The organism is Micromonospora vulcania (assembly GCF_042658605.1).
GTDB lineage: Bacteria > Actinomycetota > Actinomycetes > Mycobacteriales > Micromonosporaceae > Micromonospora > Micromonospora vulcania.
In genome coordinates this window covers 1-14,139 of sequence record NZ_JBHSQS010000035.1, presented here as the reverse complement: position 1 = coordinate 14,139, position 14,139 = coordinate 1, and the positions used below count along the sequence as shown (strand labels likewise).

Annotated in this window: 14 protein-coding genes; 10 read left to right on the top strand and 4 right to left on the bottom strand. The window is 73.2% G+C overall.

Annotated features, from left to right (window positions below; all coding sequences use genetic code 11):
* Positions 1-31 precede the first annotated feature (31 nt).
* Positions 32-1,309 (bottom strand): GAF domain-containing protein, encoded by a 1,278-nt coding sequence (locus ACFQGL_RS30090; protein ID WP_377516017.1) that lies wholly within the window; start codon positions 1,307-1,309, stop codon positions 32-34.
* 237 nt (positions 1,310-1,546) lie between these two features.
* On the opposite strand from ACFQGL_RS30090, the gene ACFQGL_RS30085 reads away from it, so the two are divergent.
* From ACFQGL_RS30085 to ACFQGL_RS30060, 6 genes are all read left to right on the top strand, one after another.
* Positions 1,547-2,212, top strand: coding sequence for a response regulator transcription factor (locus tag ACFQGL_RS30085; RefSeq protein WP_377516016.1), 666 nt, complete (start codon positions 1,547-1,549; stop codon positions 2,210-2,212).
* On the top strand, positions 2,209-3,273 hold the full coding sequence (locus ACFQGL_RS30080; RefSeq protein WP_377516015.1) for a sensor histidine kinase: 1,065 nt from the start codon (positions 2,209-2,211) through the stop codon (positions 3,271-3,273). The genes ACFQGL_RS30085 and ACFQGL_RS30080 overlap by 4 nt, the downstream gene beginning before the upstream one ends.
* 126 nt (positions 3,274-3,399) lie before the next feature.
* Positions 3,400-4,449 carry a threonine ammonia-lyase gene (locus ACFQGL_RS30075; RefSeq protein ID WP_377516014.1) on the top strand — a complete coding sequence of 350 codons (1,050 nt, stop codon included), beginning with the start codon at positions 3,400-3,402 and terminating at the stop codon, positions 4,447-4,449.
* A complete protein-coding gene (locus ACFQGL_RS30070; protein ID WP_377516013.1) occupies positions 4,446-5,576 on the top strand; it encodes a D-alanine--D-alanine ligase family protein in 1,131 nt (376 codons plus the stop codon). Before ACFQGL_RS30075 ends, ACFQGL_RS30070 begins: the two co-directional genes overlap by 4 nt.
* Positions 5,573-6,244 (top strand): M15 family metallopeptidase, encoded by a 672-nt coding sequence (locus ACFQGL_RS30065; protein WP_377516012.1) that lies wholly within the window; start codon positions 5,573-5,575, stop codon positions 6,242-6,244. Before ACFQGL_RS30070 ends, ACFQGL_RS30065 begins: the two co-directional genes overlap by 4 nt.
* Before the next feature lie 61 nt (positions 6,245-6,305).
* Positions 6,306-6,971 (top strand): RlpA-like double-psi beta-barrel domain-containing protein, encoded by a 666-nt coding sequence (locus ACFQGL_RS30060; RefSeq protein ID WP_377516011.1) that lies wholly within the window; start codon positions 6,306-6,308, stop codon positions 6,969-6,971.
* A gap of 41 nt (positions 6,972-7,012) precedes the next feature.
* Here ACFQGL_RS30060 and gabT read toward each other — a convergent pair whose 3' ends face one another.
* Entirely contained in the window at positions 7,013-8,302 is a 1,290-nt protein-coding gene (gene gabT, locus ACFQGL_RS30055) for a 4-aminobutyrate--2-oxoglutarate transaminase (protein ID WP_377516009.1), read from the bottom strand.
* A 3-nt stretch (positions 8,303-8,305) separates the two neighbouring features.
* Positions 8,306-9,742 (bottom strand): gamma-aminobutyraldehyde dehydrogenase, encoded by a 1,437-nt coding sequence (locus ACFQGL_RS30050; RefSeq protein ID WP_377516008.1) that lies wholly within the window; start codon positions 9,740-9,742, stop codon positions 8,306-8,308.
* Between the two features lie 143 nt (positions 9,743-9,885).
* On the opposite strand from ACFQGL_RS30050, the gene ACFQGL_RS30045 reads away from it, so the two are divergent.
* Positions 9,886-11,325, top strand: a complete 1,440-nt coding sequence (locus tag ACFQGL_RS30045) for an aldehyde dehydrogenase family protein (protein WP_377516007.1) — start codon at positions 9,886-9,888, stop codon at positions 11,323-11,325.
* Between the two features lie 13 nt (positions 11,326-11,338).
* Here ACFQGL_RS30045 and ACFQGL_RS30040 read toward each other — a convergent pair whose 3' ends face one another.
* Positions 11,339-12,580, bottom strand: a complete 1,242-nt coding sequence (locus tag ACFQGL_RS30040; RefSeq protein ID WP_377516006.1) for an SUKH-3 domain-containing protein — start codon at positions 12,578-12,580, stop codon at positions 11,339-11,341.
* A 78-nt stretch (positions 12,581-12,658) separates the two neighbouring features.
* Here ACFQGL_RS30040 and ACFQGL_RS30035 point away from each other — a divergent pair, with 78 nt between their 5' ends.
* From ACFQGL_RS30035 to ACFQGL_RS30025, 3 genes are read left to right on the top strand one after another with little or no spacing between them, the layout of a single operon-like run.
* Positions 12,659-13,081 carry a YbaB/EbfC family nucleoid-associated protein gene (locus tag ACFQGL_RS30035; protein WP_377516004.1) on the top strand — a complete coding sequence of 141 codons (423 nt, stop codon included), beginning with the start codon at positions 12,659-12,661 and terminating at the stop codon, positions 13,079-13,081.
* Complete coding sequence (locus ACFQGL_RS30030; RefSeq protein WP_377516003.1) at positions 13,078-13,410, top strand: hypothetical protein; 333 nt, start codon at positions 13,078-13,080, stop codon at positions 13,408-13,410. Before ACFQGL_RS30035 ends, ACFQGL_RS30030 begins: the two co-directional genes overlap by 4 nt.
* Positions 13,411-13,426: 16 nt before the next feature.
* Complete coding sequence (locus ACFQGL_RS30025) at positions 13,427-14,080, top strand: WXG100-like domain-containing protein (protein WP_377516001.1); 654 nt, start codon at positions 13,427-13,429, stop codon at positions 14,078-14,080.
* Positions 14,081-14,139: the final 59 nt, after the last annotated feature.

Below are 14,139 nucleotides of genomic sequence, written 5' to 3'. Positions count from 1 at the left end.
TTGTGCGGGTGTGCCGACGGCGACGGTAGTTTCAAGAACGTTGCAGCCACGTTGCGCGCGGTAACGCGTACTCCCCGGCGAGCTGGTCGATGCGCGCGAGCGCGAGGGGCCGGCGTGGCGCGCCCACCGGCAACGCCCGCGCCAGGGCCTGCCACGCGACCAGGTCGTCGGTGCCCGCGGCCGTCGCGGTCCAGGCCGCCAGCAGCGCCGGGTCCGCGGCGACCAGCACGGCCGCGCGGAGCTGACCGTCGATCAGCCGGCGGAGTCGCGTCACGCCCGGTGCGTCCGAGCCGGGCAGCAACGGCCCGGTGTACGCGTCGAGCGCGCCCGCCGGATCGCCCTGGTCCAGCCGTTCGGCGACGGTGGTGAAGTCGGCCCGGATGGCACCGCGCAGCCGGTACGGGCGGGAGTCGAGCAGCTCGGGGCCGAGCACCCGGCGCAGCCGGGACAGCTCCGCGCGCAGGGTCACCGGGTGCAGCCGGTCGTCGCCGTACAGGTCGAGGCCGAGCTGTTCGCCGGTGCGTCCCTCGGGATGGTGCAGCAGCAGTACCAGTAGTTCACTGTGCCGTCGGCCGAGCCGGATCCGCCGACCGTCGAACCGTAGTTCCGCCTCGTCGCGGCCGAGCGCGGTCACGGTGGTGACGCCGGGCTGCACCGGTCGGTCGGTGGCGAGCTGCGCCTCGGCGGCCCGCGCGGTGGCCCGGACCAGCGCCAGGCTGTGCGGGTTGGCCAGGTGGTCGCCGCCGGTGATGTCGACCGCGCCGAGCAGCCGCCCGGTGGCCGGGTCGTGGATCGGCGCGGCGGCACACGTCCAGCGCTGCACCGGCCGGCTGAAGTGTTCGGTGGCGAAGATCTGCACGCTGTGGTCGAGGGCCAGCGCGGTGCCCGGGGCGTTGGTGCCGGCGTGCGTCTCGTCCCAGCGGGCACCGGGCACGAAGTTCATCCGCTCGGCGTGCCGGAGCACCCCGGGATGGCCCTCCACCCAGAGCAGCCGCCCGTACGCGTCGCACACCGCCATCAGGTGCGCGCCGTCCTGGGCGATGCCGCCGAGCAGGTCCCGGAACAGCGGCAGTACGCGGGCCAGCGGGTGGGTGCCGCGGTAATCGGCCAGCGCGTCGTCGGTCAGGTCCACCGGTGGGGTGGCCTCCGGGTCGAGCCGTGCCGAGCGTTCCCACGACCGGCGTACCACCTCCCGCACCCGGTCCGGTATGGCACCAGCCGCGAGGAACGCCTCGTGGGCCGCGCCGACCTGCGCGATCCGCTCCGCCGGATCGACGCCGAATTCCAGGGCGAGCCACGGGTCAGCCATCGGGCGACCTCCTCGCCCCCATGGTGACGCAGCTCACCTCTGATCGCCAACCACGGTTCGGGGCGGGACGGACGGCGCACGACGTACGGGCCGGGGAGGAAGCCGGCACAGCCTGGCTTGCACTGGTTTGTCCGGCGGACGGTGCCGTGGAGGATGGCGTTTGCGGGTGCTTACAGAACCCTTAACCCCGGTCTGCGACCGTATGCCGGGCCACTTGGAAGCAGGGGGAGCGAAAGCGTGCGGGTGTTGGTGGCGGACGACGAGCGGTTGTTGGCGGACACGGTGGCCGAAGGGCTGCGGCGTCTCTCGATGGCCGTCGACGTCTGCTACGACGGCGACGGCGCGCTGGAGCGGATCGGTGTGAACCGGTACGACGTCGCGGTGCTGGACCGGGACATGCCCGGGCACACCGGCGACGAGGTGTGCCGCAGCATCGCCGGCTCCGCCGTGGGCACCCGGGTGCTGCTGCTCACCGCCGCCGCCGGGATCCGCGACCGGGTGGCGGGTCTCGACCTCGGCGCGGACGACTACCTGACCAAGCCGTTCGCCTTCGCCGAGTTGGTCGCCCGGGTGCAGGCCCTCGGCCGGCGGTCCGCCCCGGCGCTGCCGCCGGTGCTGGACCAGGACGGCGTCGTGCTGGACGTGGCCCGGCACGTGGCCACCCGGGACGGCCGCACGCTCGCGTTGAGCCCCAAGGAGTTCGCCGTCCTGCACGTGCTGCTGCGCGCGGGCGGGCAGGTGGTCAGCGCCGAGGAACTGCTGGAGCAGGCCTGGGACGAGTTCGCCGACCCGTTCACCAACGCCGTACGGGTGACCGTGATGACGCTGCGCAAGAAACTCGGCGACCCGCCGGTCATCCACACCGTGCCCAAGGCCGGCTACCGAATCGGTGGGCCCGCGTGAGTTGGACCCCCCGTCGCCGGGTGCTGTTGGTCGGCCTCCTGGCGCTGCTGGCCGGCCCCCTGCTGCCGTCGGCCGGCAGATGGCTGACCGGGCTGATCTGGGCCCGCGGCCGGCAGATCTGCGTCCTGCCGCTGCCCGGCCTATGGGAGTCCTGCGTACAGGCACGCCAGGGCGAGACCCTGCTGCCGTTGGCGGCCGTGCTGCTCGTGACCGTGGCCGCCCTGGTGGCCCTGTGGCTCGGCGCGGCGTGGTGCCTGCGGCCGGTGCGCGATCTCGCCGAGCCGATCGGGCACCTCGGGCCGCAGAACCTCGGGCACCGGCTTCGGCCCCGGGGCCGCGACGAGCTGGCCCAACTGTCCCGGGCCATCGACGCGATGATGGAACGCGTCTCGGCCGGCTACGAGGGCCAGCGGCGGTTCGCCGCGAACGCCTCGCACGAGCTGCGCACCCCGCTGGCGGTGCAGCGGACGCTGATCGAGGTCGGGATGGCCCGGGCGCTCACCGCCGAGCAACTGGAACTGCTGACCGGCCAACTGCTGGAGACCAACGAGCGCAACGAGCGGCTGATCGAGGGGCTGCTGGCGCTCAGCGAGAGCGATCAGGGCCTGCGTTCGAGCACGCCGCAACGGCTCGACGAGATCGCCGGCGCGGTACTCGCCGGCTACCGGGACCGGGCCCGCGAGGCCGGGGTGACCATCGACACGCACCTCGCGCCCCGGGTCGTGGGCGGCGAGCGGGTGCTGCTGGAACGCCTGGTCACCAACCTGGTGGAGAACGGGATCAAGTACAACCGGCGCGGCGGCTCGCTGACCGTCGTGATCGGCAGCGCGCCGGCGCTGTCCGTGGTCAACACCGGTCAGCCGGTGCCGGCCGAGGCGGTGGCCGGGCTGTTCGAGCCGTTCCGCCGCCTCGCCCGGGACCGCACCGCACGCGACGGCGGCGCCGGGTTGGGCCTGGCCATCGCCCGCTCGATCACCCAGGCGCACAACGGCATCATCGCGGCCCGGCCCGCCGAACATGGCGGCCTGCGGGTCGACGTCCACCTGCCCACGCCGCCCTAGAGCGTCCCTGTTCGCTGCCCCCAGGGGTCCGCGTACCGCGGCTCCCGACCTGCGGCGTGCCCGCAACTCGGCCGACAACCGGGCTGTCCACCCGGCTCCGGCCACCCGCAACAGAAGGAGAGTTCCATGTCCCGCACGGCTGCACCGGCCGGTCTGCACCGCACCGACGTCGAGGAGGCCGCGCGCTGGCTGTCCGGTCGGGTGGTCCGTACGCCCGTGCTGCGGTCCCCGGTGATCGACCAGTTGGCCGGGGCTCGGGTCCTGTTCAAGGCGGAGAACTTGCAGAACGGCGGCTCGTACAAGATGCGGGGCGCGCTGCGGGCGGTCGGCCGGCTCGCCTCCGCCGGCCACGCCGGGGTGATCGCGCAGAGCACCGGCAACCACGCGGTGGCGGTGGCGCTGGCGGCCCGGCAACACGGGCTCGCCGCCATCGTGGTGCTCCCGGTCGACGCGGCGAAGACCAAGGTCGAGCGTGCCCGGGCGGCCGGGGCGCGGGTGGTGTTCGCCGGCACCGACGTCCAGGAGCGGGTGGCGGTCGCCCGGGAGCTCAGCGACGAGACCGGTCACCCCGTCATCGACGCGTACGACCACCCGGACGTCATCGCCGGGCAGGGCAGCGCCAGCCTGGAGCTGATCGAGGAGGCCGAGCGCGCCGGCACCCCGCTGGACGCGCTGGTGGTGCCCGTCGGCGGTGGCGGCGGGGTGGCGGGCGCCTGTCTGGCCGCCACCGGCTCCGGCATCGAGGTGTACGGCGTGGAGCCGGTCGGCTGCGACTCGCTGGCCCGCAGCTTGGAGGCCGGTGAGCGGGTACCGGTCTCGCCGGCAGCCACGATCGCCGACGGCCTGCGGCCGTCCTGCGTGGGCGAGTTGCCGTTCACCATCGCGCGTACCGCCGTGCGCGGGGTGGTCCGGGTCGACGACGAGGAGATCGCGGGGGCGTTCCGGCTGCTCCTGATGGAGCTGAAATTGCTCACCGAGCCGTCCGGTGCGGCCGGCCTGGCCGGCGCGCTCCGGCTCGGAGCCGAGGCGGGTACGGCCGGAGCGGGCGTTGGTCCCGAGCGGCAGCGGACGGTCGGCGTGGTGCTGACCGGCGGAAATGTGGAAGCGGCACTGGTGGCCCGGTTGACGGTCCAGCGGCTCGCCGAGCTGACGACTGTGGAAGGAGCGGCGGCATGAGCGCGCCCATTCGGATCGGAATCCTGTTCGGTGGCCCGTCGGCGGAGCACGAGGTCTCCTGCGCCTCGGCCCTCGGCGTGGCGCGGGCGCTGGCCGGCGGCGGGTACCGCACGGTCGCCATCGGCATCACCCGTACCGGCGGCTTCCGGCTGATGCCCGACGCGGTGCTGGCCGAGCTGCGGGACCGGCCCGCCGCCGAGCGGGCCATCGACGACCGGCTGACGGTGACCGGGCCGGCGGTCGAGCTGCGGGCCGGCCCCCGCCCGGGCGTCGTGCAGGTGTCCGCCGGCAACGCCCCCGGCGCGGTGCACGCCGAGCTGGACGTGATCTTCCCCGTCCTGCACGGCCCGTTCGGCGAGGACGGGGTGGTGCAGGGGCTGCTGGAGTCGCTGAACGTGCCGTACGTCGGGTGCGGCATCCTCGCCTCCGCCGTGGGCATGAACAAGGTCGCGATGAAGCGGGCACTGCGCGCCGAGGGCGTTCCGGTCACCCCGCAGGTCTCGTTCGACGAGCAGACCTTCCGCGCGACCGACGACCCGGAGAAACTGGTGCTGGGGCTGCGCCGACCGCTGTTCGTCAAGCCGGCCAGCATGGGCTCCTCGATCGGCATCTCCCGGGTCGCCGACGGCGACGACCTGGCCGCCGCCGTGGAGGAGGCGCTCCAGCACGACCAGCTCGTCGTGGTCGAGCAGGGCGTCACCGGCCGGGAGCTGGAGTGCGCGGTGCTCGGCGGCTGGCGTCCCGAGGCGTCGGCGGTGGGCGAGGTGCAGGTCAGCGGGGGCTGGTTCGACTACCAGCAGAAGTACTTCGGCGACGCCGACCCGATGATCGTTCCGGCCGTACTGCCGGACGAGGTGACCGAGCGGATCCGGGACCTGTCGCTGCGCGCGTTCGCCGCCATCGGCGGCTGGGGCCTGGCCCGGGTCGACTTCTTCTATGACGAGGCGACCGGCGACCTGTACGTCAACGAGCTGAACACCATGCCCGGCTTCACGGCGCACTCGATGTACCCGAAGGTGTGGGCGGCGGCCGGCGTCAGCTACCGGGAGGTGGCGGACCGGCTGGTCGAGCTGGCCCGTACCCGGCACGCGGAGCGGGCGGCGACCGCCGGAGGAAACGCTCGATGATCCTGCTCTCCGATCCCCGGGTGGCGGCGGTGCCGAGCGCCGACGACGGCGATCCGCTGGTGGACCTGCGCGAGGTGCCGGAGCTGCGCCTGGACGGGCGCGCGGCCGACCTGACCGGGGCGTACGCCCGGCTGCGTGCCGGTGTGGTGGACCGGTTGCTGGCCGCGCAGCGCGCGCTGCCCAGCGGGGTGCGTCTGCTGGTCGTCGAGGGGTACCGGCCGTACCAGGCCCAGTTGACCATCTTCACCGGCTACCGCGACGAGCTGCGTCGGCGGTACCCGGAGTGGTCGCCGGAGCGGCTGCACCGGGAGACCACCAAGTTCGTCTCGCCGGTCGAGGTGGCCCCGCACAGCACCGGCGGGGCGGTGGACCTGACCCTGTGCACCGACGACGGTGTCGAGCTGGACCTGGGCACCGCCATCGACGACACCCCGGAGGACAGCGCCAACGCCTGCTTCACCGATGCCCCCACCATCGGCGCGACCGCGCGGCGGCACCGGCAGCTCATGGTGGACGCGCTGGGCGGTGCGGGGCTGGTGAACTACCCGACGGAATGGTGGCACTGGTCGTACGGGGACCGCTACTGGGCGTTGATCACCGGAGCTGCCTGCACCCGCTACGGGCCGGTGGACCTGGCCGCCACCGCGATCGGTACGCGTACCGGCTGAACGGTCGGGCGCTCGCATCCGTACCAGTCGTCGACACCACCGAGGACGGGAGTGAACGGCGATGAGGGTGCAGCGCAGGCACGTGCTGGCGGCGACCGTGGCGGTGCTCGCCGCGGCGGGCGTGGCGGTGGGGACCGGGTTCGGGTTCGCCGACACCGCCCCGGCGCGGCAGTCCGTCTGCTCCGGCTCGGTCACCTTCTCGGCCGAGGCCGGGTTGCCAGCGGCGACCAGTGACCGCTTCCCGGTCGGGACCCGGCTGCGGGTGACCAACCTGGACAACAACCGGGCCGCCACGGTGACGGTGACCGGCCCGTCGGGCAGTTGCGTGCTGCTCAACGCCGCGGCGATGGAGCTGGTCCGGGAGCCGGGCAAGAACGTGATCCGCCGCAACGTGGTGGAACGGCTGGACGGCGATGCGGCACCGCCCGCCGCCGGTACGGTCCGCCCCGGCGTCGCGTCGCCCGGCGTGCCCGGCCCAGCGCCCCGCTCGGCCTGCTCCGGCTCGATCACCTTCTTCGCGGAGGCGGGTGCGCCGGCGGCGACCAGCGGACAGTTCCCGCTGGGTACCCGCCTGCGCGTCACCAACCTGGACAACAACCGGGCGACCACGGTGACGGTGACCGGCCCGTCGGGCAGTTGCGTGCTGCTCAACACCGCCGCCATGGACCAGATCCGCGAGCCGGGCAAGAACGTCGTGCGGCGCAACCTCGTCGAGGTCGTGCGCTGAGCTCAGCCCGTTAGGAAGGGCCCCTTTTAGTGCACCAGGCGTTAATAAGGTGCCCTTCCTTCGCTGAATGCGGCGGTGAGGATATTGGCGCCACGGGTGAGGTGGTCGTCGGGGATCACCAGGGGCGGTAGGAAGCGCAGCACGTTGCCGTACGTGCCGCAGGTCAGGGTGAGCAGGCCGGCGGCGTGACAGGCCGCCGACACCGCCGCGGTTCCAGCCGGGTCGGGGACGAGGGTGCCCGGCTGGACCAGCTCCACGGCGAGCATCGCGCCCCGTCCGCGTACCTCGGCGATCCGCGGATCCCGCTCGGCGATGGCCCGTAGCCGGGGCACCAGCACCGCCTCGATCCGGCGGGCCGCGCCGGCCAGGTTCAGCTCGTGCATGGTCTCGATGGTGGCCAGCGCGGCGGCACAGGCGATCGGGTTGCCGCCGTAGGTTCCGCCGAGGCCGCCGACGTGCACCGCGTCCATCAGCTCGGCCCGGCCGGTCACCGCCGCCAGCGGCAGACCGCCGGCGATGCCCTTGGCCAGGGTGACCAGGTCGGGCTCGACACCCTCGTGCTGGCAGGCGAACCAGTCGCCGGTGCGGCAGAAGCCGGTCTGGATCTCGTCGGCGACCAGGACCACCCCGGCCGCCGTCGCCCAGGCGCGCAGCGCCGGCAGGAAACCCGGCGCGGGTACGACGAAGCCACCCTCACCCTGGATCGGTTCGATCAGCAGGGCGGCGACGTTCTCCGCGCCGACCTGCTTCTCGATCATCTCGACCGCCCGGGCGGCCGCCTCGGCACCGGAGAGCCCACCGTCGCGCAGCGGGTACGACATCGGCACCCGGTAGATCTCCCCGGCGAACGGCCCGAACCGGTGCTTGTACGGCATGTTCTTCGCGGTCAACGCCATGGTCAGGTTGGTCCGGCCGTGGTACGCGTGGTCGAAGACCACCACCGCCGGCCGTCCGGTGGCGTGCCGCGCGATCTTGACGGCGTTCTCCACCGCCTCGGCACCGGAGTTGAACAGCGCCGAACGCTTCTCGAACCCGCCCGGCGTCAGGGCGTTGAGCTGCTCGCACACCGCCACGTACGACTCGTACGGCGCGACCATGAAGCAGGTGTGGGTGAACCGTTCGACCTGTGCGCGTACCGCCTCGACGACCTTCGGGGCCGAGTTGCCGACGCTGGTCACCGCGATGCCGGCGGCGAAGTCGATCCACTCCCGGCCGTCCACGTCGGTGATCGTCCCGCCACCCGCATTGTCCACGTAGGACGTGATGACACTGCCGACGCCCCGGGCGACGGCACCGCCGCGCCGCTTGTGCAGCTCTTCGCTGGACGCCACGGCTCAGCCCTCGATGTTGTGCATGACGTGCTTGATCCGGGTGTAGTCCTCCAGGCTGTAGACCGAGAGGTCCTTGCCGTGCCCGGAGTGCTTGAACCCGCCGTGCGGCATCTCCGAGACGAACGGGATGTGCGTGTTGACCCAGACGCAGCCGAAGTCCAGCCGCCGGGTCATCCGCATCGCCCGGCCGTGGTCCCTGGTCCAGACCGAGGCCGACAGGCCGTAGTCGACGCCGTTGGCCCAGCGCACCGCCTCGTCCTCGTCGCTGAACCGCTGCACGGTGATGACCGGCCCGAACACCTCGTCCTGGATGATCTCGTCGGCCTGGCGCAGCCCGGAGACCACGGTCGGCGCGTAGAAGTAGCCGCGCTCGCCCTGGCGGGACCCGCCGGTCTGGATCGCCGCGTGGTCCGGCAGTCGATCGACGAAGCCGCTGACCCGGGCGAGCTGGTTGGCGTTGTTCAGCGGGCCGTAGAGCACGTCGGCGTCGTCCGGGGCCCCGGTCCTGGTGGCCCGGGCCTGCTCGGCGAGCGCCGCCACGAAGTCGTCGTGGATGCCCGGGCCGGCCAGCACCCGGGTGGCCGCCGTGCAGTCCTGCCCGGCGTTGAAGTAGCCGCCCAACGCGATGGCCTCGGCCGCCGCCGCCACGTCCGCGTCGTCGAAGAGCACCACCGGGGCCTTGCCGCCCAGCTCCAGGTGGGTCCGCTTCAGGTCGGGGGCAGCCGCGCTGGCGACCTCCATGCCCGCGCGGGTCGAGCCGGTGATCGACACCAGCTGCGGGGTCGGGTGCGAGACGAGGGTACGACCGGTGTCCCGGTCGCCACAGACCACGTTGAAAACACCCGGAGGGAAGAACTCCGCGGCGATCTCGGCGAGCAGCAGCGTCGACATCGGCGTGGTGTCGGACGGCTTGAGCACCACCGTGTTGCCGGCGGCCAGTGCCGGGGCGATCTTCCAGACCGCCATCATCAACGGGTAGTTCCACGGCGTGACCTGCGCGCAGACGCCGATCGGCTCCCGCCGCACGTACGAGGTGTGCCCGGCCAGGTATTCCCCGGCGGAACGCCCCTCCAGCAGCCGGGCGGCCCCGGCGAAGAAGCGGAACTCGTCCACCGCCGGCGGCAGCTCCTCCTCGGTGGTGAGCTGGCGCGGCTTGCCGGTGTTGCGGACCTCGACGTCGACCAGTTCGGCCGCCCGGGCCTCCACGGCGTCGGCGAGCTTCAACAACGCCCGCTGCCGTTCGGCCGGCGTGACCTCCCGCCAGCTCTCGAACGCGGTGGCGGCGGCGGTCATCGCCGCGTCCACGTCGGCGGCACCGGAGACCGGGGCCTGGGCGAACACCTCGCCGGTGCAGGGGTCGATCAGGTCGGCGTAGCCGCCGTCGGCCGGGTCGACGTAGGAGCCGTTGACGAAGTTGCGCAGCTGCTGCTGGTCACTCATGACGGGATCTCTCCGAGGGGGCCGGGGGTGCGGTTCTGCGGCGGTTATCGCAATCTGTCTGCCATCTTGGCTACTGGATTCGTGGCAGACAAGGGTTAAGGCGACTGTTTCCGTCGACTGCTCTCTCGTCTACGCTGCTCGATGTGGAGCCCGTCGCCTTCTTCGTCGCTTCCCGCCCCGCGCACGGCGAGGGCGAGCTGACCGTCCACCATCCGTACGACGGTCGCCCGGTTGGGCGTACCACTCTCGCCACGGCCGACCAGGTCGAGACCGCCGTCGCGGCAGCGGCCGGGGTGGCCGCGCAGGCCGCGGCCCTGCCCGCGCACGCCCGTGCGGCGGCCCTGGACCACGTGTCCCGGCGGCTCGCCGAGCGGGCCGAGGAGATCGCCGCTCTGATCACCGCCGAGAACGGCAAGCCGCGCAAGTGGGCGCGGGCCGAGGTCGGCCGGGCGGTGTCCACCTTCCGGTGGGCCGCCGAGGAGGCCCGACGGTTCTCCGGGGAGCTGCAACGACTCGACACCGACCCGGCCGCCAGCGGGCGGATCGCACTGGTCCGGCGGGTGCCGAAGGGGCCGGTGCTGGGCATCGCACCGTTCAACTTCCCGCTCAACCTGGTCGCGCACAAGGTGGCACCGGCCATCGCGGTCGGCGTACCGATCATCGTGAAGCCGGCCCCGGCGACGCCGCTGTCCGCGCTGCTGCTCGGCGAACTCCTGGCCGAGACCGAGCTGCCGGCGGGCATGTTCTCGGTCCTGCCGCTGCCGAACTCCCGGGCCGCCGAGCTGGTCACCGATCCCCGGCTGCCGGTGGTGTCGTTCACCGGGTCCGGGCCGGTCGGCGCGGCCATCCGCCGGCAGGTGCCGGAGAAGCAAGTGACGTTGGAGCTGGGTGGCAACGCGGCCGTGGTGCTCTGCGCGGACTGGACGGCCGAGGAGGACCTGACCTTCGCCGCGCAGCGGATCGCCACCTTCGCCAACTACCAGGCCGGCCAGTCGTGCATCGCGGTCCAGCGGGTGTACGTGCACCACACGCTCTATGCCGACTTCCTGCCCCGGCTGGTGGCGGCGGTGCGCGCGCTGCGTACCGGCGACCCGGCCGACGAGCTGACCGACGTTGGTCCGTTGGTGTCCGTGGACGCAGCCCGCCGGGTCGAGACGTGGGTGGCCGAGGCGGTCGCGGCCGGCGCCACCGTCGAGGTCGGCGGTGACCGCGACGGCGCGAGCTACCCCCCGACCGTGCTCACCGGCGTCCCGGCGGGGGCCAAGGTCGTCGCCGAGGAGGTGTTCGGGCCGGTGCTGGTGGTCGCCCCGGTCGCCGACGACCAGGCCGCGTTCACCGCGGTCAACGACTCGGCGTACGGGTTGCAGGCGGGCGTGTTCACCCGACGCCTGGACGTGGCCTTCACCGCCGCACGGGCGCTGGAGGTGGGCGGGGTGATCGTCGGTGACGTGCCGTCGTACCGGGCCGACCAGATGCCGTACGGCGGGGTCAAGGGCAGCGGCGTCGGCCGGGAGGGGCTGCGCAGCGCGATGGACGACTACACCGAGCCGCGGGTCATGGTGCTGACCGGGCTGGCGCTCTAGTCGGCCCCGCGCTCTAGTCGGCCTGCCAGGTGCCGTCGTCGCGGACCCGGGCGGGGGCACGGCCGAGCAGCAGCGTGGTCAGCGCGGCGTCGATGGTGTCGCCGAGGAACCACTCGCCGGCCTGGTCGAGCGCGAAGACCAGGCCGCGTTCGTCCACCGCCAGGATGCTGTCCTGTTGCTCGGTGCCGATCGGGAAGAGCCGTACGCCCAGCACCGCGCCGAAGTCCGCGAGCGTGTCGGCGGTGTGCGCCATGGTGTGCGGGCGGATGTCGAAGCGGGAGATCCACACCTGTTCGCCGGGGCCACGGCGGGCACCCACCAGGCTGGGGAACGCGGTCAGCGTCGCCATGGCGGCGGGGAACTCCGCGTGCCGGTGCACCTGCCCGCGTACCGCGGTCACGTCCCGCACTGCCGCAGCGGCCATGATCCGGTCGCCGATGTGCGGTCGCCAACCGGCCGCCACCAGCGCGTTGGCCACCTCCGGCGGGAAGCGGCCCGGGTCCGGGTCGGGCTCGGCCTCCGGGTGCCAGGACTGCGTGAAGGCCCGCTGCGACAGCGGCAGCACGTTGGCGTGCACCAGGAAGTTGATGCACGAGTCGCAGGGACGGTCGGCCGGGCCGCCCGCCGGGTCACCCGGCTCGCGGAGCCGGATGGTCTCGAACCGGGCGTCCTCCAGCAGCGTCGCGGCCTCGCCCGGGCCCATCGGGGCGATGCCCTCGGCGGCCCGCCGGTGGTCGTACTCGTGCAGCACGTCCGAGACGACGATCAGCTCGGCGTGCCCGGCCCCACCGCGGACCAACTCGCCGGCCGGCAACCCGTCGAGGTAGGCCTGGACCAGCGGATGATGGCGCAGCGGCACGTCACCCTTGGCGCCCTGGGCCGTGAAGATCTGGCCCGCCACGCTCAACTGCGCGACAGTGTCCGGGGTGGGCAGCCGCCGGATGTCCCGCAGCAACCGGGTCTCCGGGTCCACCGTGCGTGGCGCTGCGGGACCCTCGGGCCGGCTGCGCCGGTAGAGGTCGGCGACCACCTGGGTCGGCACCCGGGGCCAGGTCGTCACCTCACCGGTCTGCTTGTCGACGACGGTGGTCGGCAGATCCCCGGGAATCGTCTTCGCCCCCGACGACACAGTGGACGAAATGACGTAGCCGAGGTCGAACTCGTCGACCGCCGGCGTGCACACGTAGCCGAGGCGCAGCGAATCCCGTTGGGCCCAGACGGCCGCGAGCTGCTCGGCCTGTTGACGGTCGATCACGCACCGAAACTACCGGACCACACGGGTTGGTGGCGCCCGGTATGGTTCGCCCTACCGACTGTGACGGGAGGGGCGGCGGTGGACGAGCATGTGGACCGGGGCGCCAATCGCGAGCTACGGGCCCGATTCGACGACGTGTACGGCCAGTACCAGCAGCTCAGATCCAGTCTGGACGGGCTACAGGCCCGGCTCGCCGAGCTGCGGGTGACCCGTCGGTCGGCCGACGGGCAGGTCAGTGCGACGGTCGGTGCCAAGGGCGAACTGATCGCCATCGAGCTGGACCCGGCCGTCTACCGGCAGCGGGACGCCGAGGCGCTCAGCCGAAAGATCACCGAGACGGTGCAGGCCGCCACGACCGCCGCCACGGCCGCCACCCGCGACCTGGTGGCCGAGTGCGTGCCGGCCGGCTCGGGGTCGGTGGAGTTCCTGCGTACCGGCGACTATGGCGCACTTCTCGGCCGGGCCGACGCCGTGCTCGGGCGGCCCGAGGGGTCGACATGAGCGACGGGCAGCTCTGGCTCGATCCGTCCCGCGCCCGCCGGGGCGGTGCCGACCTGGCCCTCGCCGGCGAGGCGGTGACGGCTCGCCGCGCCGCCGAGGGCGGTGAGATCGAGGCCGCCAGCGGTGCCCGGCCGTGGGGCCGGGACGACATCGGCGCCGCCTTCGAACGGAGCTACCGGGGGTTCGAGCAGACCGTGCTGCGGGCCTGGGCGGGTGTCGGTCACCGGCTCACCGAGTTGGGCGCTGACGTGACCCGTGCGGTCGACGCGAGCGTACAGACCGACGGGGTCAGCGCCGCCCGGCTCGACCGGGCCGCCGACCAGCGCTGACGGTGGGGCGATCCGGATGAGCCTGCTGCCCAGCCCGATTCCCCACCCGCTCGACTACGCGCCCTGGGACGTGCCCGGCTGGATCTACGACGCCCTCGACTGGGTGGTCGGCGTGCAGTGGCCGGAGGGCAACGAGCGGGCCGTCTGGGACCTCGCCGACCAGTGGTACGCGGTCGCCGCCGTGCTCGCCGGCCCACACACCGACGCCGCCACGGCCGCCGCCGAGGTACGCAGCGGATACGGCGGCGTGGGGGCGGTCGGCGAAGCGTTCGAAGCCGCCTGGCGGGCCATCGCCGAGGCCGAGGACGCGCCGCTGCCGGTGCTGCTCGCGGTCACCGCCGACCTGGGCCGGCTCGTCGAGGAGTGCGGCTGTGACATCGAGGGCGCCAAGATCGAGGTCTGGCTCGAGCTGGGCATCCTGGTCATCGAGCTGCTCACGCTGGCGGTGGTCGCGGTGCTCACCGCGGGTGCCGCCTCCCCGGCCGCCGGCGCGGCGATCACCGCCACCCGGATGGTGATCCAGCAGATCTTCAAGCGGCTGATGGGTCAGCTGGCCAGCAAGTCCCTGCGGCGTGGGCTCAAGGAGGCCGGCGAGCGGGCGGCCAAGCAGGTCGCCAAGGGCGGCGTACGCGGGCTCTCCCGCCGGGCGGCACTAGGCCGTGTTTCGTAGGGCGTTGATGTTGGGGCGTGGCGGTGGTCGCTAATTGAAGAGGTCTCCGGTAGTTGGTT

Excerpts from the sequence above, each read along its gene's own strand:
- ACFQGL_RS30090 (WP_377516017.1), bottom strand. The coding sequence starts at position 1,309 with ATGGCTGACCCGTGGCTCGCCCTGGAATTCGGCGTCGATCCGGCGGAG.
- ACFQGL_RS30075 (WP_377516014.1), top strand. The coding sequence starts at position 3,400 with ATGTCCCGCACGGCTGCACCGGCCGGTCTGCACCGCACCGACGTCGAG.
- ACFQGL_RS30070 (WP_377516013.1), top strand. The coding sequence starts at position 4,446 with ATGAGCGCGCCCATTCGGATCGGAATCCTGTTCGGTGGCCCGTCGGCG.
- ACFQGL_RS30065 (WP_377516012.1), top strand. The coding sequence starts at position 5,573 with ATGATCCTGCTCTCCGATCCCCGGGTGGCGGCGGTGCCGAGCGCCGAC.
- ACFQGL_RS30060 (WP_377516011.1), top strand. The coding sequence starts at position 6,306 with ATGAGGGTGCAGCGCAGGCACGTGCTGGCGGCGACCGTGGCGGTGCTC.
- ACFQGL_RS30050 (WP_377516008.1), bottom strand. The coding sequence starts at position 9,742 with ATGAGTGACCAGCAGCAGCTGCGCAACTTCGTCAACGGCTCCTACGTC.
- ACFQGL_RS30030 (WP_377516003.1), top strand. The coding sequence starts at position 13,078 with ATGAGCGACGGGCAGCTCTGGCTCGATCCGTCCCGCGCCCGCCGGGGC.
- ACFQGL_RS30025 (WP_377516001.1), top strand. The coding sequence starts at position 13,427 with ATGAGCCTGCTGCCCAGCCCGATTCCCCACCCGCTCGACTACGCGCCC.